At 62.0% G+C, this 18,533-nt stretch carries 19 protein-coding genes; 14 read left to right on the forward strand and 5 right to left on the reverse strand.

All coding sequences use genetic code 11. The features are described 5' to 3' along the window. Window positions 1–149 precede the first annotated feature (149 nt). The 13 genes from C1896_20955 to C1896_21015 all read left to right on the forward strand — a co-directional run bounded on the left by C1896_20955 (window position 150) and on the right by C1896_21015 (window position 13,967). Window positions 150–629, forward strand: coding sequence for a nuclease (locus tag C1896_20955; protein AZZ47178.1), 480 nt, complete (start codon window positions 150–152; stop codon window positions 627–629). Between the two features lie 138 nt (window positions 630–767). Continuing rightward, complete coding sequence (locus C1896_20960) at window positions 768–2,900, forward strand: TonB-dependent receptor (protein AZZ47179.1); 2,133 nt, start codon at window positions 768–770, stop codon at window positions 2,898–2,900. A 3-nt stretch (window positions 2,901–2,903) separates the two neighbouring features. Beyond that, complete coding sequence (locus C1896_20965; protein ID AZZ47180.1) at window positions 2,904–3,245, forward strand: hypothetical protein; 342 nt, start codon at window positions 2,904–2,906, stop codon at window positions 3,243–3,245. 1 nt (window position 3,246) lies between these two features. After that, window positions 3,247–4,824: a PepSY domain-containing protein gene (locus tag C1896_20970; protein ID AZZ47181.1), complete on the forward strand. Its 1,578-nt coding sequence runs from the start codon at window positions 3,247–3,249 to the stop codon at window positions 4,822–4,824. Then, the gene (locus C1896_20975; GenBank protein ID AZZ47182.1) at window positions 4,817–5,164 is read left to right on the forward strand and encodes a DUF3325 domain-containing protein; all 348 of its coding nucleotides are present in this window, start codon (window positions 4,817–4,819) and stop codon (window positions 5,162–5,164) included. Before C1896_20970 ends, C1896_20975 begins: the two co-directional genes overlap by 8 nt. A 114-nt stretch (window positions 5,165–5,278) precedes the next feature. Further along, complete coding sequence (locus C1896_20980; protein ID AZZ47183.1) at window positions 5,279–6,058, forward strand: amino acid ABC transporter substrate-binding protein; 780 nt, start codon at window positions 5,279–5,281, stop codon at window positions 6,056–6,058. 220 nt (window positions 6,059–6,278) lie between these two features. Beyond that, window positions 6,279–8,336, forward strand: a complete 2,058-nt coding sequence (locus C1896_20985; GenBank protein ID AZZ47184.1) for a choline transporter — start codon at window positions 6,279–6,281, stop codon at window positions 8,334–8,336. Window positions 8,337–8,630: 294 nt separating this feature from the next. Then, window positions 8,631–9,404, forward strand: coding sequence for an ATP-binding protein (locus C1896_20990; protein ID AZZ47185.1), 774 nt, complete (start codon window positions 8,631–8,633; stop codon window positions 9,402–9,404). Between the two features lie 16 nt (window positions 9,405–9,420). Beyond that, window positions 9,421–10,176 carry an amino acid ABC transporter gene (locus C1896_20995; protein ID AZZ47186.1) on the forward strand — a complete coding sequence of 252 codons (756 nt, stop codon included), beginning with the start codon at window positions 9,421–9,423 and terminating at the stop codon, window positions 10,174–10,176. Window positions 10,177–10,238: 62 nt separating this feature from the next. Next, on the forward strand, window positions 10,239–10,934 hold the full coding sequence (locus C1896_21000; GenBank protein ID AZZ47187.1) for an ABC transporter permease: 696 nt from the start codon (window positions 10,239–10,241) through the stop codon (window positions 10,932–10,934). Beyond that, window positions 10,931–11,620 (forward strand): ABC transporter permease, encoded by a 690-nt coding sequence (locus C1896_21005; GenBank protein AZZ47188.1) that lies wholly within the window; start codon window positions 10,931–10,933, stop codon window positions 11,618–11,620. The genes C1896_21000 and C1896_21005 overlap by 4 nt, the downstream gene beginning before the upstream one ends. A 152-nt stretch (window positions 11,621–11,772) precedes the next feature. After that, complete coding sequence (locus C1896_21010) at window positions 11,773–12,663, forward strand: D-hexose-6-phosphate mutarotase (protein ID AZZ47189.1); 891 nt, start codon at window positions 11,773–11,775, stop codon at window positions 12,661–12,663. A 224-nt stretch (window positions 12,664–12,887) separates the two neighbouring features. Then, complete coding sequence (locus C1896_21015; protein ID AZZ47190.1) at window positions 12,888–13,967, forward strand: pyridine nucleotide-disulfide oxidoreductase; 1,080 nt, start codon at window positions 12,888–12,890, stop codon at window positions 13,965–13,967. Window positions 13,968–13,971: 4 nt separating this feature from the next. Here the strand turns inward: C1896_21015 and C1896_21020 are convergent, their stop codons facing one another. The 5 genes from C1896_21020 to purE all read right to left on the reverse strand — a co-directional run bounded on the left by C1896_21020 (window position 13,972) and on the right by purE (window position 17,171). Continuing rightward, a complete protein-coding gene (locus C1896_21020; GenBank protein ID AZZ47191.1) occupies window positions 13,972–14,655 on the reverse strand; it encodes a uracil-DNA glycosylase in 684 nt (227 codons plus the stop codon). Between the two features lie 3 nt (window positions 14,656–14,658). After that, window positions 14,659–15,189, reverse strand: a complete 531-nt coding sequence (locus C1896_21025; protein AZZ47192.1) for a DUF3299 domain-containing protein — start codon at window positions 15,187–15,189, stop codon at window positions 14,659–14,661. A 51-nt stretch (window positions 15,190–15,240) separates the two neighbouring features. Then, window positions 15,241–15,492 (reverse strand): GlsB/YeaQ/YmgE family stress response membrane protein, encoded by a 252-nt coding sequence (locus C1896_21030; protein AZZ47193.1) that lies wholly within the window; start codon window positions 15,490–15,492, stop codon window positions 15,241–15,243. Between the two features lie 101 nt (window positions 15,493–15,593). Continuing rightward, window positions 15,594–16,679: a 5-(carboxyamino)imidazole ribonucleotide synthase gene (locus C1896_21035; protein ID AZZ47194.1), complete on the reverse strand. Its 1,086-nt coding sequence runs from the start codon at window positions 16,677–16,679 to the stop codon at window positions 15,594–15,596. Beyond that, window positions 16,680–17,171 carry a 5-(carboxyamino)imidazole ribonucleotide mutase gene (purE, locus tag C1896_21040; protein AZZ47195.1) on the reverse strand — a complete coding sequence of 164 codons (492 nt, stop codon included), beginning with the start codon at window positions 17,169–17,171 and terminating at the stop codon, window positions 16,680–16,682. 249 nt (window positions 17,172–17,420) lie between these two features. On the opposite strand from purE, the gene C1896_21045 reads away from it, so the two are divergent. Continuing rightward, on the forward strand, window positions 17,421–18,443 hold the full coding sequence (locus tag C1896_21045; GenBank protein ID AZZ47196.1) for an alcohol dehydrogenase AdhP: 1,023 nt from the start codon (window positions 17,421–17,423) through the stop codon (window positions 18,441–18,443). The last annotated feature ends 90 nt before the right edge of the window (window positions 18,444–18,533 follow it).

Raw genomic sequence — 18,533 nt, forward strand, 5'->3', positions numbered from 1 at the left:
CCCTCAATCCCAGCGGCACTTGGCCTGATTCAGTTCACGGTTCGTCATTTGCGAACGTAACTCCGGCTTGTTCATGAGACATGGCTCCGGTTCGGCAACCAATCCGACTGTTACGCTCCCGCGCCCGCCCGACCCCTACGGATGCCGTGATGCTGCGCGCTTTAGTAACTTCTTTGCTCTTTTCAGCCCTGCCTGCATTTGCGGCGTCGTTCGATTGCCGAGTGACAGGTATTGCAAATGGCGACACCTTCAGCTGCCTTGATGCTTCAGGTGAGCATGTCAGGGTGAAGTTAGCCGAGATCGATACCCCGGAGCTCCAACAACCTTATGGGAGCCAGGCGCGCCAAGCACTTGCCAGTTATATCTTCGGCAAAACCGTGACGCTGACAGCTAAGGGTCGCGACGATGCCGGACGGACATTGGCGCGGGTGAGGGCCGGTGACAGTGAGATCAATTCCGAATTGGTCAGGACTGGAAATGCATGGGCCAACCGCGGCCACCTGGATGACCGGGCGCTTCTCAATCTGGAGGCAGTCGCGCGCGAGCTTGGGCGGGGCCTGTGGTCGTTACCCAAAGCGGATCAGCTGCCTCCATGGGAATGGCGCGAGCAGCAACGCAGAAGCCGCTGATACGAATCGCTCATAACTGACCGGCGTAACAGCCAGCGCACAGCGCAAACAACTAGCAACACAATCTTAATGCAAGTCATTTGCATTTAGTTTAACTTCTCGCTCCCCACGAAAAACACCAACATCGGGAGCCTTCACGTGTTTCGCAAAACCTGTCTGTGTCTGTCTGTATCCCTAGCGACTCTTTCGTTCTCGTCGATGCCTGCGCTGGCCGATGAAGCCACCGAGCTGGAAGCTGTCACCATCAGTGCGACACGTGCCAGAAGCGAAGCTGGAAAGACGCCGCAAAAGATCACTGTGATCAATCGCGAGCAGATCGAACAGCAGCTGGCGATCACCTCGGACCACGGCGCAGTACTGAGCAACCTGATTCCCTCCTACTCGCCGAGCCGCCAGAAGATGAGCAGCGCGGGCGAAACCTTTCGTGGCCGCTCGGCGCTGATCCTAATCGATGGCGTACCGCAATCGACGCCTCTGCGTGACAGTCAGCGTGACGGCTACACCATTGATCTTTCGATGGTAGAACGCATCGAGGTGATTCACGGCGCCAGTGCCGAGCATGGTCTCGGCGCCACCGGCGGCATCATCAACTACGTTACCCGTCGCCCAGAAAGCGGAACGTTGCGCCAGCACGCCGGGATCAGCTTCACCGCGCCTACCGATTACGAGTCAGAAGGGCTTGGCTACAAGCTGGACTATCGGGTCGAGGGCACACAGGGCAACTTTGACTATCTGGTTGGCACCAGCTGGCAGACCCAGGGGATGTTCTACGACGCGAATGGCGACCTGATCGGCGTCGACGATACCCAGGGCGACGTGATGGATTCCACCAGCACCGACCTGTTGGTCAAGCTCGGCTACTGGCTCGACGACAACCAGAACATCGGCCTGATGGTCAATCGCTACGAGGTCGAAGGCGAGCACGAATACGTCAACGTGCCCGGCAATGCCGATGCCGGTATTCCCGCGACCTCGCGCAAGGGCGATCCTCAGGGCGAGGCGCCACAGAACGAAGTGCTAGCCACCAGTCTCTCCTACAAACATGCCGATCTGTACGGCAACGAGCTGGGCCTGCAGTTATATACCCAGCGCTTCCGCGCACGTTTCGGCGGTGGCACCAACGGCACCTTTCAGGACGCCGGCATCGCACCGGTCGGCACGCTGTTCGACCAATCACAGAACGAGTCGGACAAGATCGGCGGCAAGCTGACGCTCAGCCGTGACGGCCTGCTCGACAACCACCTGATGCTCACCGGCGGTCTCGACGTGCTGCAAGACACCACCAGCCAGCAACTGATCCTGACCGATCGCGAGTGGGTGCCGGAAACCGTTTTTCGCAACTATGCCCCCTTCCTCCAGGCGGAAATCAGGGCGCTGGAAGACCTGACCCTTTTCGCCGGGGTTCGCCACGAGTTCGCGGATCTGGATGTGGACAGCTTCAGCACCATCGCCTCAACCAACCCAGGCCTCGGAGGTGTGGATGTTGAAGGCGGCAATCCGACCTTCGAAGAAACCCTCTACAACGCGGGTTTGGTCTGGCAGATAACCGACTGGGTCCAGCTGTTCGGCAACTACTCCGAAGGGTTCGGCATGCCGGATGTGGGCCGCGTATTGCGTGGCATCGGCACGCCGGGCACAAGCGTCGACAACTTTCTCGACCTGCAACCAGTGGTCACTGAAAACCGCGAGATCGGCTTTCGCCTGAACCATGGTCCGTTCGATGCAGAGATCAGCTCCTACGAGTCCGACGCCGAGCTCGGATCGCGTCTGGACAGCGTGGGCGGGGTTTACCAGATTCGGCGCGAGCGCACCGAAATCGACGGCGTCGAATTCACCGGCGGTTGGCAGGTCAACGACGCGCATCGCCTGAAGCTGATGTACGCCCAGGTCGATGGCCGTTCCGATACCGATGGCGACGGCAAGGTCGATACCGACCTCAACGGCGCCAACATCTCCCCGGACCGTTACGGCGCCAGCTGGCAGGCCAACTGGACCGACGAGCTGCATAGCCTGCTGCAGGCAAACCATTACGCCAGCCGCGATTTCGACACGCCCGGCCTGGAGTTCGAGGGCTACACGCTGGTTGATGCCTACGTGGGCTATCGTCTGCCGCTCGGCGAAGTCAGCTTAGGGGTTGAGAACCTGCTTAACCGTGACTATCTGACGTACTACTCGCAGGCCGCCAATACCGGTTCGAAAGTCACCCGCAACGGTCGCGTATTCAACGGCCGCGGGCGCACCCTCACGCTCGGATACCAAGTCAGTTTCTAAGCCATGGGCGCAGCGACGCAGAAGCAAAACGTGAAGACCGCCGCGGACCGCCGGACCGGACGCGGCACGCTGATGCTACGTGTCGTCGCAGCGATTGGTGGCGGCTATGCCTGCACGGCAGCGCTGGCCTCCGCTGGCGCTCAACTGCTGGTGCTGGCCGGAGGTATGGCGCGCAGCGAAGCGGTGTTCCTGGTCGCCATGCTGGGGTTTGTCCTGTACCTCGCATTGCTGCTGTGGAGCTTTACGGAGGCTAGCGTCTGGCGGGTCTGGGCCTGGCTGTCGGTAGGCATCGTGATAGGCGTGGGGCTGTCTTACGGGCTGGCTCCATCGCTGGTCGAGTACTGAGATGGCGCCAGGCAAAGGCTTTCGCCAATCAATGAGCTGGCTGCATACCTGGGCGGGCGTACTGCTCGGTAGCCTGCTGCTAGCAATCTTCTGGACCGGCTCGCTGTCAGTGTTCGATCGGGAAATCGACCGCTGGATGCAACCCGGTACCCGCCTGGCGGAACCGCCACCGCAGGTGTCGCTCGATCGGCTGGTTCTGCCACATGCAAAAAACTTGGCCCCCGACGCGCCAGTCTGGACGATTAACCTGCCGACCCCACGCGTACCGGTGCTGCAACTCGATTATGAGGACCCGCAGCATGGGCGGGTGCGCCGCTACATCAACCCGCACACCGGCGAGTTGATTGCCGACCAAGGCAGCTGGGGCGGTACCCGCTTCATCTTCCCGTTCCATTTCAGCCTGCATCTGAACTGGCGCAGCGTCGGCTACTGGCTGGTCGGTGCCGCTGCAATGGGCATGCTGGTGCTGCTGGTGTCGGGCGTTGTAGCGCACCGAAAGCTGATTGCCGAGTTCTTCACCTTTCGCCCCCGCAAGCGACTGCAGCGCAGCCTGCTCGATTTGCACAACCTCACCGGCGTAGTGGTACTACCTTTTCATTTCATGATCAGCCTGTCCGGACTGGTCATTTTCTGCCTGATCTACTTTCCCAGCGTCGCTCAGGCCCTTTACCCGAACGACCAGGCGCAGCTGAAGCTTGAGGCATTAGGCACCTATTCCCGCCCGCCGTCCGGCCTATCCACTGACATCGCGTCGCTAGACACGATGCTGGCCAGCGCACAGGCGATCTGGACGAGCCAAGGCAAGCCCGGCGGGGCCTATCTGGTCCGCGTCCGGAATCCCTTTGATCGCAACGGACATGTCGAGATCCGCCGTGCTCATAGCCAGGCTGTAACGATGAATGCCGACCGGCTGACCTTCGATGTGACCACCGGCGCGCTGCTTCACCAGCACTCGGCGGCGCCCATCGCCGGGGTTCAACGCTTCCTGACGGGCCTGCATTTCATCCAGTTCGATCACTGGACGCTGCGTTGGCTGTACTTCGCCGGCGGTCTGGCCGGCTGTGTGCTGATCGGTAGCGGCCTGTTGTTCTGGACCGGCTCGCGGCGGGCCAGGCACGAGCGTCAAGGACGGATTGGGGTGCGCCTGGTCGAAGCACTGAGTGTGACGGCGGGCCCCGGGCTAATCATTGCCACCCTGACCTTTTTTGTTGCCAATCGCCTGCTGCCACTGGACGGGCCGGTAACCGGCAATCAGCGCGCAGTGCTGGAGGGTTGGGTGTTCTTCGTGAGCTGGCTCACGACCATGGCTCACGCCGCGTGGTACCCGGCCCAGGCTTGGCGCCGTCAGTTGCAGGCCGTCGGCGGATTGGCCATCGCCTGCGTACTGCTGAATGGGCTCACAACCGGCGATCATTTGCTCCATAGCCTGTGGCACGGCAAGGCTGCCATCGCCGGCATGGACCTGATGCTGCTGGCACTCGCTGGCTCCTGCCTGCTGGCGGCACGACGAATTCGCCTGACCTGTCAGGCACGCCAGTCGAACAGTCCTCCCGAACCTGAGGCGCAGCGGCATGCCTGACTGGCTCGGCTCAGTGCTGGCGTTCTTCCTGTGCTATCTCGCTTTCGCACTGTTAGCGCTCTGTCAGCAGGCGCATCGCAAGGGAGTCGACCCCAGCGCTTGCATCCCGACTGCGGGCGGCCAACGAATGCGAGCGCTTTGCGCGACCCTGTGCTTGTTCACGGCATTGGCGCTGCTGCTAGCCGGACAGGGCGGGGGCTTCGGTACAGTCCTGTGGGTACTGCTGGCTAGCGCGGCAGCCTTTAGCCTCGCGCTGACCCTTGCCTGGAAGCCCGCTTGGTTGCGCCCATTGCTTCAGGCCTGCTGCCTGCTTGGAGGGCAGGTATCGCACCAAACATAGATGCGCCGACTTAATCTCGGCTAGGCTAACAGCGACGACAGCGCAGGTCGCAAACCTGCCCCGGCTGCCATGCAGCCGCCAAGGAAAGGCCGGACACCTCGCAAGGAGCAAGCCATGCAAAGGGTTCTCTCGATTCTGCTGATCGGGTTGCTGTCGATCGCCACTCAAACCGGTGCGGCGCAGTGGCGCTTCGTGACTGAGGACTTCCCGCCCTTTACTTACCCTGCGCAAGGCTCGGTCAGCTCCGCTGCAGGAGCCAATGCCGGCGGCCCGCTGGTGGAGGTGGTACAAACAGTCTGCGCCCGTTTGCAGCAGGACTGCTCAATCGCTCTATACCCCTGGCGGCGTGCCCTGCGGCTGGCCGAGCAGGGACAGGCGGATGGCATTTTCACGCTGGTACGGTCACCGCAACGTGAGCAGATTTTCCACATCAGTCGGATGCTGGTCACGTCACGCTACAGCGTCTTCGCCCGCACCGACAGCAGCTTTGTCTTCAATCAACCGAGCGACTTAGCTGGCCGACTGGTCGGGGTCTACGGGCCTTCCGGGACGTCCTATGTGCTATCCGAGCGCCTCAAGTCGGTACCTGATGTACGCCTGCACCTCACTGCCGATAACCGTCGCCTGCTGCGCATGTTGCAGTCCGGACGTTTCGGCAAGGAGGGTCTGGCGGTGCTCAATCAGGATGTTGCCTGGCACCTGATCGATGATGAGCAGCTTACAGGCGTGCGTGAGGCTGGCGAGATGGGCCCGATCACCTATGGCATCGGGTTGTCACGCAGCACCATAAGCGAGGCGCAGTTCAAGGCGTTCGAGCAAGCACTGGATGAGGCGATTGCCGACGGTACGGTGCCCGCGATCTTGCGTCGTCACCAGCTCGAACCCGCCTACTGAGCCAAACCCTAGCAGCTCAGCCGATGCAACGACGTGACGTCGCAGGCGAGCCGGCCTACTACGTCGTCAGTGCTGCAATCTGCAAGACAATTCCTCCGCATGAACATGATCTGGTGAGTATTCGCAGCCAAATCGCCGTCTACCCTTTCAGATAGCAGTTTCGCTTTGGGAGCCATAGCGCGTTTTCCATCCCACCCGCCAACCGGAGGCCAGCATCCTCATGGAAGCAGACAAAAAGCTACCCAGGTCCATCATTCTCTTTCCCGTGTTCATTCCAGCGGTGGTGGTCACCCTGCTGCTGGTCGTCGGCACGATCAGCAACCCGGACCTGGCCGGCGAGGTGTTCAGCTCGACGCTGGCCTTCATCACCACCAACTTCGGCTGGTTCTACATGCTCTCGGTGGCGTTCTTCCTGGTGTTCATCGTCGGCATCGCGATGACGCCCTGGGGCAACATCAAGCTAGGACCGGATCACGCAGAGCCGCAATACAGCTTCCCGGCGTGGTTCGCCATGCTGTTCTCCGCAGGCTACGGCATCGCGCTGCTGTTCTTCGGCGTAGCCGAACCGGTGCTGCACTACGCCTCGCCTCCAGCTGGCGCGGCGGAGACTGTAGACTCCGCCAAGCAGGCGATGCAGATCGCGTTTTTCCACTGGGGCTTCCACATCTGGGCCATCTACGGGCTGACGGGGCTGGTGCTGGCTTATTTCTCGTTCCGCCACGGCTTGCCGCTGTCCATGCGCTCGGCGCTGTACCCGATCATTGGCGAGCGAATTTATGGCCCGATCGGTCACGTGGTGGACGTGTTCGCCATTCTCGGCACCTTGTTCGGCATTGCCACGACGCTCGGCTTGTCGGTCACTCAGATCAACGCAGGTATCAATTACCTTTGGCCCTCGATTCCGATCAGCATCAACGTGCAGATCATCGCCATCGCGATCATCACCGGTCTGGCGATCTGCTCGGTGGTCGCCGGTCTCGACAAGGGCGTGAAGAACCTGTCGCTGCTGAACATGATCCTGGCGATCGGCCTGATGCTGTTCGTCTTTCTGGTCGGTCCGAGCATCTTCATCCTTGAAACCTTTCTGCAGAACACCGGCAGTTACCTGAACAACATCATCGAACGCACCTTCAACCTCCAGGCCTATTCGCGAAGTGACTGGATCGGCAACTGGACCTTGTTCATCTTTGGCTGGACCATCGCCTGGTCGCCCTTCGTTGGTCTGTTCATCGCCAAGATCAGCCGCGGCCGGACCATCCGCCAGTTCGTCTTCGGCGTGATGTTCGTGCCGACCATCTTCACCTTTCTCTGGTTCTCGGTATTCGGCGATACCGCGCTGCATCTGATCATGGTCGAAGGCTATACATCACTGATCACTGACGTGCAGGCCGATAACGCCATCGCGCTGTTCAAGCTGTTCGAGCTGCTGCCAATGACGTCGATCGCCTCGTTCCTGGCGGTGGTGCTGATCATTACCTTCTTCGTCACCTCGTCCGACTCCGGCTCACTGGTTATCGACTCCCTGGCGGCAGGCGGCGCCAGTCACACACCGGTCTGGCAGCGGGTGTTCTGGGCCAGTATCGAAGGCGTGGTCGCCGCTGCGCTGCTCCTGGCGGGCGGGCTCAGCGCCCTGCAAACCATGACCATCGCCAGTGCCCTGCCCTTTGCCATCATCATGATGATTGCGGCGCTGGGCATGTGGCGCGCGCTGGTAATCGAAGGGCACCATGAAACCAGTCTGCAAAATCATATGCAGAGCAGCCGACTGGCCAGCAATGCCGGTCCGGGCCTGTGGAAGAAGCGTCTGGCCGGCATGGTCAGCTTTCCCGATCGCGAGCACGTCGACGCGTTCATGAGCAGTACCGTCCTCAAGGCCATGCGCCGTGTGCAGCGTGAGCTTGGCGGCCAGGAGTGGAACGCCGAGGTGCATACCGACGAAGCCAACTCGCGGGTGTATCTGGAAGTAATCAAGGAGGACCAGGTGGACTTCGTCTATGAGATCCGCGCGGTCGGTTACGCCATGCCGGCGTTCGCCCTGTCCGAGGGACCAGACACGGACGAGCAGTACTACCGCGCCGAGGTGTTCCTGCGCCGCGGGGGTCAGCACTACGACATCTACGGGTACGACCAGGCTGACATCATCAGCGACATCCTCGATCAGTTCGAGAAGTACCTGCACTTCCTGCATATCTCGCCCGGCAGCCTGCCGTGGAAAATGGGCGAGCACGACGAGATGCTCACCGGCGATCCCGATCTGCCGAAGAGCGACCCGACCTAAAGGGTTCGAACAGCTAGTCGCCGGCCCACCAAGCAGGGGCCGGCCAGCCGTTTGTCACCCGAACCTGCCGCCATATCAGGCGGGTGACGTCAATTTCATCTATATAGGTAAGGGCACATTGGCCTTGGCAGATACCGTGACCAGCCGGTCACTGCGCTCGGGGCCGCGCCGCGCTTGGCGCATGCCCCCTCGCATGCTAGGTTTGCGCCTCGCCAGGACGGCGAGCAGTTGGCCGGAGCGCAATTTACATAGAAACGAGCCAGGCAATGACCGGGTTCGAGAAGAGGAAGCTCTATGGCCGAGGCCATACCTGCACTGGAAATTCGTAATCTGCACAAGCGCTACGGCGATCTGGAAGTTCTCAAAGGGATCTCGCTGACCGCCCGCGATGGCGACGTCATCTCGATCCTCGGCTCGTCCGGCTCTGGGAAATCCACCTTCCTGCGCTGCATCAACCTGCTGGAAAACCCCAACGAGGGCGAGATCATCGTCGCGGGCGAGCAGCTGCGCCTCAAGCGCGCCAAAGACGGTGATCTGGTCGCTGCAGACGCCAAGCAGATCAACCAGATGCGCAGCAAGCTGGGCTTCGTGTTCCAGAATTTCAATCTCTGGCCGCACATGAGCGTGCTCGACAACATCATCGAGGCGCCGCGTCGCGTCCTGGGCCAGAGCAAGGCCGAAGCCACCGAAACGGCCGAGGCACTGCTGGCCAAGGTGGGAATAGCCGACAAGCGCCACGTTTACCCGAACCAGCTGTCCGGTGGCCAGCAGCAGCGCGCTGCGATTGCGCGCACCCTGGCGATGCAGCCCCAGGTAATCCTGTTCGACGAACCCACCTCGGCGCTCGATCCGGAAATGGTACAAGAAGTGCTTGCAGTGATCCGGTCGCTGGCCGATGAGGGCCGAACCATGCTGCTGGTCACTCATGAAATGAACTTCGCCAAGCAGGTCTCCAGTGAGGTGGTCTTCCTCCACCAGGGCCTGGTCGAAGAGCAAGGAACGCCGGAGCAGGTGTTCGACAACCCCCAATCGGCACGCTGTAAACAGTTCATGTCCAGCCATCGCTAATGGAGCAACACACCGCATGAAAAGCTATAAGAAGATTCTGCTGACTGCCGCCGCCACCCTGATGCTCGGCGCCAACGCCTTCGCCGCCGACAAGCTGCGCATCGGTACCGAGGGTGCCTACCCACCCTTCAACCTGATCGACTCCAGCGGTCAGGTGGTCGGCTTCGACCTCGACATCGCTCACGCCCTGTGCGCCAAGATGGAAGTGGAATGCGAAGTGGTCACCTCCGATTGGGACGGCATCATCCCCGCCCTGAACGCCGGCAAGTTCGATTTCCTCGCGGCTTCGATGTCCGTCACCGAGGAACGCAAGAACGCTGTCGACTTCACCGATCACTACTACACCAACAAGCTGCAGTTCGTGGCGCCGAAGTCGGTCGATTTCAAGACTGACGAAAGCTACCTGGAAGGCAAGACCATCGGCGCTCAGCGGGCCACCATCGCCGGCACCTGGCTCGAAGACAACATGGACGACGTAGTCGACATCAAGCTCTACGACACCCAGGAAAATGCCTACCTCGACCTCGCCTCGGGCCGCGTCGACGGCATCCTCGCAGACTCTTTCGTGCAGTGGGAATGGCTCAAGAGCGATGCCGGCAAGGATTTCGAGTTCAAGGGTGAGCCGGTTTTCGACAACGACAAGATCGCTATCGCCGTGCGCAAGGGCAACGATGAGCTGCGCCAAAAGCTGAACAAGGCGCTGGCTGAAATCCGAGCCGATGGCACCTACGAGAAGATCAACGCCAAGTACTTCCCTTTCAACATCTACTGATCCGTCTGAATCAAAGCCCGGCCACCAATAATGGTAGGCCGGGCTTTGGTGTTTGAGCCTATATGATTCCCGACCTTCACGGATTCGGTCCGGCGCTGATCGCCGGTACCTGGATGACCATTCAGCTGGCCGTAGCATCCCTGGCCTTGGGCCTGGTGCTCGGCTTGCTCGGCGCACTTGCCAAGACATCGCCATACGCCACCCTGCGCTGGGTGGGCGGCACTTATTCGACCATCGTTCGCGGCGTTCCCGAACTGCTCTGGGTACTGCTGATCTATTTCGGCACCATCGGCTTGGTACGCGGCATCGGCGAGCTCTTCGGCATCGAGAATCTGGCTCTCAGCCCATTTGCTGCCGGTACTATCGCCCTCGGCCTGTGCTTCGGCGCTTATGCCACCGAGGTGTTCCGTGGCGCCTTGCTGGCTATTCCCAAAGGCCATCGCGAGGCCGGTCTCGCACTGGGCCTGGGCAAACGGCGGATTTTTCTGCGACTGATCCTGCCACAAATGTGGCGCCTGGCCCTGCCCGGCCTGGGCAACCTGTTCATGATCCTGATGAAAGACACCGCGCTGGTCTCAGTCATCGGCCTGGAAGAGATCATGCGGACCTCACAAATCGCCGTGACGGCTAGTAAAGAACCCTTCGTCTTTTTCGTGGTGGCTGCCTGCATCTACCTGGGGCTGACGGTAATTGCCATGGCTGGCATGTATTTCCTTGAAAAACGCGCAGGTCGTGGCTTTATCAGGAGCGCCGCATGAGCTGGGAATTGTTCATCAAGTGGCTGCCCGACTTTATCGAAGGTGCCTGGCTGACATTGCAATTGGTTGGCGTCTCGGTGGTAGCAGGCCTGTTTCTCGCACTGCCGCTGGGCATCGCACGGTCGTCGCGCCTGCTGGCGGTGCGCGCGTTGCCCTATGGCTACATCTTCTTCTTCCGTGGCACGCCGCTGCTGGTCCAGCTGTTCCTCGTCTACTACGGCATGGCCCAATTCGAGGCCGTTCGCGAAAGCTGGATGTGGCCGTTCCTGCGCGATCCTTACTGGTGCGCGATCATCACCATGACCTTGCACACCGCCGCCTATATTGCGGAGATCCTGCGTGGGGCGATCCAGAACGTACCGGCCGGGGAAGTCGAGGCGGCCCGCGCGCTAGGCATGTCGCGCTATCAGGCTCTGCGCCATATCATCTTGCCGCGGGCAACCCGCATCGGCTTGCCCGCGTATAGCAACGAAGTGATTTTGATGCTCAAGGCCAGCGCCCTGGCGAGCACCATCACCCTGCTGGAGCTGACCGGCATGGCGCGCAAAATCGCTGCGCGCACCTACATGCACGAAGAGATGTTCCTCACCGCCGGCCTGATCTACCTCATCATTGCTTTCGTGCTGATGCAGGGCTTCAAGCTGCTGGAGCGCTGGCTGCGTGTCGACGCCTGCCAAGGGCGCTGAACCCGCAGCCCCACTCGCCTGAGCCCGCGGCCTTGCGCCGCGGGCCGGTCGGCACAGGCCCGGCCCCCTCGCTCGCCACGCTCGGCCGTTCGCGGAATCCCTGAGCCACGGCAGGGTCTCAACACACCATCCCATAGCCAACGAGACAGCCCATGCCCGTCGACATTCAGCGCATCGAAAAGGACCAACTCAGCTGCTGGCGCCTTCGTCACGGAGACGCCGAAGTGATCGTCGCCGAGCAAGGCGCCCAGGTACTTAGCTATCGACAGGGCGAGGCGGCACCGATCATCTGGCTCAGCGAAGAAGCGGCGTTTGAAGCTGGACAGGCGGTGCGGGGCGGCGTGCCGGTCTGCTGGCCCTGGTTTGGCGATCTGGCGCGCAACCCGCAGCCGGTTCAAGACACCTACCAGGGCAGCCAGCCCGCGCCGGCCCACGGGCTGGTGCGCAACATCGACTGGGTGATGGCACGCAGCGACAGCAATGACGAGAGTGTCACCCTGGTGTTTGCCTGCAACCGCGAGCTGCCCGGCTGGCCGCATGCCGTCGAGCTGAGCCTGAAGATCTGCCTGGACAGCAAGGGCCTGCACCTGTCGCTGACCAGCCACAACCGCGGCGACACGACAATCGCGTTGTCTCAGGCCTTACACAGCTACTTCGCCATCAGCGACATCCAGCAGGTGACGGTCGAGGGACTGGATGGGCGTCCCTATATCGAAACCCTGGACGACTGGCAGCAGCGACAGCAACAGGGCGACCTGGTATTCGGCGGCGAGACCGATCGCATTTATTTGAATCTGCCTTCCAGGCTGAGCCTGCGCGACCCGGGCCTCAAGCGACAAATCCTTCTCGAGACGCGAGGTTCACGCTCGGCCATCCTGTGGAACCCTTGGATCGCCAAGGCACAGCGGTTGTCGCAGTTTGCCGACGATGCCTGGCAACGCATGCTCTGCATCGAGACGGCCAACGTCATGGATGATGTGATCCGGCTCGAGCCCAGCGCCAGCCACACGCTGAGCGTCTCGATCAGCGCCGAAAGCATCTGACCCGACCGGCAGCGAACGGCTGGCCAAGGATCCGGGCAACGAGACGTATTGAATCTATACTGCAAGCGAGCACCATCCCCACCCGGTCGACGACCGGGGGCGCTGATGCAAGCCTGCCGGCCAGTTGCAATGCTCTGGAGGACTTCTGCCATGGAAGCCACGCCGCTAAAGACGGTCCCCCGCCAGCCCGCGCCGCGTCTGCATCAGCCCTGCTCTGATGCGCTATGAACGCCGACTTCGATTTCCTATTGGCCGGCGGCGGACACAGCCATCTCGGGGTGCTGCGCCAGTGGGCCAGCCGCGACCGGCCAGCGGGCCGGATCGGACTGGTCTCGGCCGAACCCCACGCCTGGTATTCAGGCATGATGCCCGGGCTGGTTGCCGAGCATTACCAGACGCGCGACTGCCGCGTTGGGCTGCCCAAGCTGTGTGCCGCAGCCGAAGTGGAATTCATCCAGGGCACCTTGGTCGCACTGCTTCCCGAAACGCCTGAATTGCTTCTGGCGACCGGCGAGACGCTGCGCAGCACCTGGCTGTCGTTGAACCTGGGCTCCCTGCCCTGGCTGCCGGAACAGACCGATGACGGCATGGAGTTGCTCTCGGTCAAGCCATTCGCCGACTTCATCCGCCGCTGGCAACAGTGGCAGGAAATTCCCGAAGCGGTGGGTATAGTTGGCGGCGGTGCGGCGGGCATCGAATTGGCTTTGGCCGTGGCCAGGCGTGTACCAGCGACTGATCTGTTCTGCGCAGACGAGCTGCTTGCCGGTCATCCGCCTCGCCTCAGAAGGCTGGCACTGCGGCACCTGCAAGATGCCAAGGTGCACGTTCATGAGCACACCCCGATCCAGACCGTACATGGCAGTACCCTGATCGGCGACGGCCAGGTGCGTTGGCGCGGGCGACGCCTGATCGTCGCCACAGGTCCCAGCCCGCTGGGTTGGCTGCGCGAGTCGGGCCTGCGCGTGGACGGACGTGGCTTCATCGAGATCTGCCCATCCCTGCAGAGCCGCTCACACCCCCATGTGTTCGCCAGCGGCGATTGCGCCAGCCTACCCGGCGCCGTTCATAACGGCGTACATGCGGTGCGCCAGGCGCGCGTGCTGGCCACCAACCTCGCTCGTGTGTCGATCGGCCAACCGCTGCGCCACTATCATCCGCAGGCGCACAGCCTCGCATTGCTGGCCGATGGCCAACATGGCGCGCTGCTGAGCTGGGGCGGGGTGGCGGTCGAAGGGCGGATGCTCGGTGACCTGAAGGATCATCTCGATCGCCGCTTCGTGCGCCGTCACAGCGCCGAGAACTAAGGGGTCAGCCGAGTAACTGCTGCAGACGCGCCTCCAGCAACTCTGGAAAACGCTTGAACCAGGTCAGGTTGCGTGGCGAGGGATGCGGCAGTGGATGCAGGTGAAACGTTCTCTGACCGCCCTCTTCCGCGGCCAGCTCAAGCTCGAAATGCGCTGTGAAACGATCGTCTCGCCGCCAGAACGCCTCGAGTTGCTGACGCACGTCGTGGGGCTGCTCCAGGCCAAACCAGAGAAACGCCTCACGGCCGAGCGTGATGATGTCGCGGCCCTGCCAGTGGTCGAGCAACAACTGGCGCATCAGTGGATGAAAGCGACGCTTGACCGCCATCGACCATGCGCGATTACCGAGCGGCTTGTAAGGCACGGTGTTGATCCAGAAAAACCCGTCACCGATGGCGCGGCTGGCCTCGAAATCCGGCATTTCGTCGCCATGCACATGCCGATAGAGAGCACGGCGGACCAGCTGGCCACCGCCGCCAATGAAGGGTTCACCGTGGCGCACTTCTTCGCGCCCTGGATCGCGGCCAAAGAACGCAAGGGGCGCGTCCGCCGGTCCGAGGCCGATGATCGGCTCCAGTGGGTCTTTATCGAACGCCTCGTAGACCGCCTCGTCGATACCCTCGGTTTCAACTGCCAGTTCGCGGAAGGCCTGGCGCAGTGACGGTTTAACGGGCAGCGGCTTGGACATCGGCTAGAGGTCGCTTTCGTCCACCAGCTTCACCTCGGCTGCCGAGATTGCGTAGGCCGCATCGGCCAGATCATTGCTCACGGGCTCGATCTGCAGCACGCCGTCGACCCAGAGCGGCGCGTAGATATCGTCCAGCATGATCCCGGCCGGGTAGCGGACCATCACGATCTGATTGGGAGGTGGCGGTGGGACATGAATACAGGCGCCCGGATAAGGCACCAGAAAGAACTCAGTGCTGCGGCCCTGGCTGTCGGTTTCCAGCGGGACCGGGTAGCCACCCAGACGGACCTGCTTGCCGTTGAGTGACGGCACGGTTTTGGCTGAATACATCACCGCGGGCAGACCAGCCCCTTGTTTGAGACCACCCTGATCGCTGAAACCGTCGTTCTCCGGCGAGTCATGCTCGATTTCCGGCATCTCTTCCAGCGCCTGGCGATCCTCAGCAGGCATCAGCTCAAGCCAGTCGAGCTCCGCCGGGGCGGCATGGGCAATGGAAGCACAGCAAAGCAGGAGGGACAGAATTAAGGTACGCATGACAACCGAGAGTAGATAGAACGGGGCCGCAGGGCACCGCCCCGTGGCGAATCAGTGTTTACGGCTGGTGACCATGCCGTATATGACCAGCAGGATGATCGCACCGACGACCGCGCCGATAAAGCCTGCACCTTCTCCGGCTTTATACAGACCGAGCGCTTGTCCGCCGTAAGTGGCCAGCAGCGAACCGCCGATACCCAGCAGGATGGTCATGATCCAACCCATGCTGTCGTTGCCGGGCTTCAGGAAGCGAGCGATGAGGCCTACGATCAGGCCGATGATAATGGTTCCGATGATGCCCATGGGCAATCTCCTCAAGTCCGAAAATAAGCGTTGCATATTCTCGGACCTGAGGCGATCCAGCCAGTTCGCCGCCAACAGCAGCAAGCCAGACGGCCGGACGGTCAATCGCGGGCAATCAGCGACTCAACGGCTGTGATCTGCCGATCCAGCGTGGAGCGGTCCGGGCAGCGCAGCGTGGCATGGCCGACCTTGCGTCCGACCTTGAACGCCTTGCCGTAATGATGCAGATGGCAGTCCTCGACGGCGATCACCTTGGCCACGGCGGGCACTTCACCGATGAAGTTGAGCATGGCGCTCTCGCCAACCTTGGCTGTCGAGCCGAGCGGCAAACCGCTTACCGCTCGCAGATGATTTTCAAACTGGCTGCACTCGGCGCCTTCGATGGTCCAGTGACCGGAGTTGTGCACGCGCGGCGCAATCTCATTGGCCTTGAGCCCGCCGTCGACTTCGAAGAACTCGAAGGCCAACACGCCGACGTACTCCAGTTCTGTCAGCACGCGCCCGGCGTAATCCTCGGCCAACGCTTGCAGCGGATGGTTGCTGCTCGCCACCGACAACCGCAGGATGCCGTTTTCATGGGTGTTGTGGACCAGCGGATAAAAGCAGGTCTCGCCGTCACGCCCGCGTACCGCGATCAGCGACACTTCTCCGGTGAAAGGCACAAAGCCTTCGAGGATGCAGGGCACGCTGCCCAACTCGGCGAAGGCGGCGGTGACGTCGGATTGCTTGCGAAGGACCTTCTGGCCTTTACCGTCATACCCCAAGGTGCGGGTCTTGAGTACGGCCGGCAGGCCGATGCTGGCGGCCGCGGCGTCTAGATCGGCCTGGGACTGGATGTCAGCAAATTCGGGCGTCGGGATTGCCAGCGCCTTGAACATCGACTTCTCGAACCAGCGATCGCGGGCGATACGCAGCGCCTCGGCGCTTGGATAAACCGGCACGAACTGCGACAGGAAGGCGACGGTTTCAGCCGGCACGCTCTCGAACTCGAAGGTCACCAGGTCGACCTCATCGGCCAGCTGACGCAGGTGATCCTGATCGCTGTAATCCGCACGCAGATGCTCGCCGAGTGCCGCGGCACAGGCGTCCGGGGCCGGGTCGAGAAACGCGAAGTTCATGCCCAGCGGGGTTCCCGCCAGGGCGAGCATGCGGCCCAGCTGGCCGCCACCGATCACGCCAATCTTCATTTACGCGTCCCTCGGGTCCGGGTTATCGAGCACGGTCTGGGTCTGCTCGTCGCGGAATTTCTTCAGCGCGGCATGATATTCAGGGAATTCGTGGCCGAGAATGCTGGCCGACAGCAGCGCGGCATTGATCGCGCCTGCCTTGCCAATAGCCAGGGTGGCGACCGGTACGCCGGCCGGCATCTGCACGATCGACAGCAGCGAATCGACACCGGAAAGCATCGAGGACTGCACCGGTACGCCGAGCACCGGAAGATGCGTCTTGGCCGCGCACATGCCCGGCAGATGGGCAGCACCGCCGGCGCCAGCGATGATTACCCGCAAACCGCGCGCTTCGGCCTGTTCGGCGTACTGGAACAGCAGGTCGGGCGTGCGGTGTGCGGACACCACGGTGACTTCGTGCGGAATGCCGAGCTTCTCCAGCATGTCTGCGGTGTGGCTCAAGGTGGACCAATCGGACTTGGAGCCCATGATCACGCCTACCAGTGCGGTCATCGTCGTGCCTCTCTTCGGCGCCTAGGGGCGCATCAGGAACAACGGCCGCGCTGAAAACAGCGCGGCCGTGCAGGAACAGGGTCGGAACCGGTCCGACCAAAGGCCGCGCAGTATAACGCAGGCCCCCGCCCCCAGCACCTGCGACCGGTCATCTGAAACGGCTGGAAAATGTTCCGGGATTGCCGGAGGTCAATGGCCACGACGTCTGACCGGGTGCAGACTCGGCCTTCCGATCGCAAGGAGACAGCCATGACCCAGACCATGAAAGCCGCCGTGGCCCATGCCTACGGTGAACCGCTGCGCATCGAAGAAGTAAAGGTGCCCCTACCCGGCCCAGGACAGATTTTGGTGAAGATTGAGGCGTGCGGCGTCTGCCACACCGACCTGCACGCGGTCGAGGGCGACTGGCCTGTACGCCCGCCCCTGCCGTTCATTCCAGGTCACGAAGGCGTCGGCTATGTCGCAGCCGTCGGCAGTGGGGTCAGCCGCGTCAAGGAAGGCGACCGCGTTGGCGTGCCCTGGCTGTATAGCGCCTGCGGCTGCTGCGAACACTGCCTGACCGGCTGGGAAACGCTGTGCACGGAGCAGCAGAACACCGGTTATTCGGTCAATGGCGGCTATGCCGAGTACGTCCTGGCCGATCCCAACTATGTCGGCATCCTGCCCAAGGAAGTGGCGTTCGATGAGATCGCTCCGATCCTTTGCGCCGGCGTGACGGTCTATAAGGGCCTGAAAGTTACCAACGCCCGTCCAGGCCAGTGGGTGGTGATTTCCGGTGTTGGCGGGCTGGGGCATGTTGCGGTGCAGTACGCTAAGGCGATGGGCTTGCACGTGGCTGCGGTCGATGTCGACGACGCCAAGCTGGAGTTGGCGAAAAAACTGGGCGCCAGTCTCACCATCAACGCGCGAACGGAAGATCCGGTCGAAGTCATCCAGCGCGATATTGGCGGTGCCCATGGCGTACTGGTCACGGCGGTGTCCAACAGCGCGTTTGGCCAGGCCATCGGCATGGCGCGGCGGCATGGCACCGTCGCGTTGGTCGGGCTGCCGCCGGGCGACTTCCCAACGCCGATATTCGACGTGGTGCTCAAGGCGATCAGTATCACCGGCTCCATCGTCGGCACCCGCGCGGATCTGCAGGAAGCACTGGACTTCGCTGCCGAAGGCCTGGTCAAGGCGACCATCCACAGCGGCAAGCTGGACGACATCAACCAGATCTTCGACCAGATGCGCGCCGGCACCATCGAAGGCCGGATCGTGATGAGCATGTAGCAACGCGCTAGGCCCGCACGGCCCTAGCGCCAGCCTGTAGGAGCCCAGCTCGCTGGCGATAAACGCAACTGAGCGACCTACGGTTGGGCA

The sequence above is a fragment of the Pseudomonadaceae bacterium SI-3 genome, from assembly GCA_004010935.1.
Classification (GTDB): Bacteria; Pseudomonadota; Gammaproteobacteria; order Pseudomonadales; family Pseudomonadaceae; genus Stutzerimonas.

Bases quoted from the DNA above. Each gene is read 5' to 3' on its own strand.
- C1896_20955 (AZZ47178.1), top strand. From the start codon at position 150: ATGCTGCGCGCTTTAGTAACTTCTTTGCTCTTTTCAGCCCTGCCTGCA.
- C1896_20965 (AZZ47180.1), top strand. From the start codon at position 2,904: ATGGGCGCAGCGACGCAGAAGCAAAACGTGAAGACCGCCGCGGACCGC.
- C1896_20970 (AZZ47181.1), top strand. From the start codon at position 3,247: ATGGCGCCAGGCAAAGGCTTTCGCCAATCAATGAGCTGGCTGCATACC.
- C1896_20975 (AZZ47182.1), top strand. From the start codon at position 4,817: ATGCCTGACTGGCTCGGCTCAGTGCTGGCGTTCTTCCTGTGCTATCTC.
- C1896_20980 (AZZ47183.1), top strand. From the start codon at position 5,279: ATGCAAAGGGTTCTCTCGATTCTGCTGATCGGGTTGCTGTCGATCGCC.
- C1896_20985 (AZZ47184.1), top strand. From the start codon at position 6,279: ATGGAAGCAGACAAAAAGCTACCCAGGTCCATCATTCTCTTTCCCGTG.
- C1896_20990 (AZZ47185.1), top strand. From the start codon at position 8,631: ATGGCCGAGGCCATACCTGCACTGGAAATTCGTAATCTGCACAAGCGC.
- C1896_20995 (AZZ47186.1), top strand. From the start codon at position 9,421: ATGAAAAGCTATAAGAAGATTCTGCTGACTGCCGCCGCCACCCTGATG.
- C1896_21000 (AZZ47187.1), top strand. From the start codon at position 10,239: ATGATTCCCGACCTTCACGGATTCGGTCCGGCGCTGATCGCCGGTACC.
- C1896_21005 (AZZ47188.1), top strand. From the start codon at position 10,931: ATGAGCTGGGAATTGTTCATCAAGTGGCTGCCCGACTTTATCGAAGGT.
- C1896_21010 (AZZ47189.1), top strand. From the start codon at position 11,773: ATGCCCGTCGACATTCAGCGCATCGAAAAGGACCAACTCAGCTGCTGG.
- C1896_21015 (AZZ47190.1), top strand. From the start codon at position 12,888: ATGAACGCCGACTTCGATTTCCTATTGGCCGGCGGCGGACACAGCCAT.
- C1896_21020 (AZZ47191.1), bottom strand. From the start codon at position 14,655: ATGTCCAAGCCGCTGCCCGTTAAACCGTCACTGCGCCAGGCCTTCCGC.
- C1896_21025 (AZZ47192.1), bottom strand. From the start codon at position 15,189: ATGCGTACCTTAATTCTGTCCCTCCTGCTTTGCTGTGCTTCCATTGCC.
- C1896_21030 (AZZ47193.1), bottom strand. From the start codon at position 15,492: ATGGGCATCATCGGAACCATTATCATCGGCCTGATCGTAGGCCTCATC.
- C1896_21035 (AZZ47194.1), bottom strand. From the start codon at position 16,679: ATGAAGATTGGCGTGATCGGTGGCGGCCAGCTGGGCCGCATGCTCGCC.
- purE (AZZ47195.1), bottom strand. From the start codon at position 17,171: ATGACCGCACTGGTAGGCGTGATCATGGGCTCCAAGTCCGATTGGTCC.
- C1896_21045 (AZZ47196.1), top strand. From the start codon at position 17,421: ATGACCCAGACCATGAAAGCCGCCGTGGCCCATGCCTACGGTGAACCG.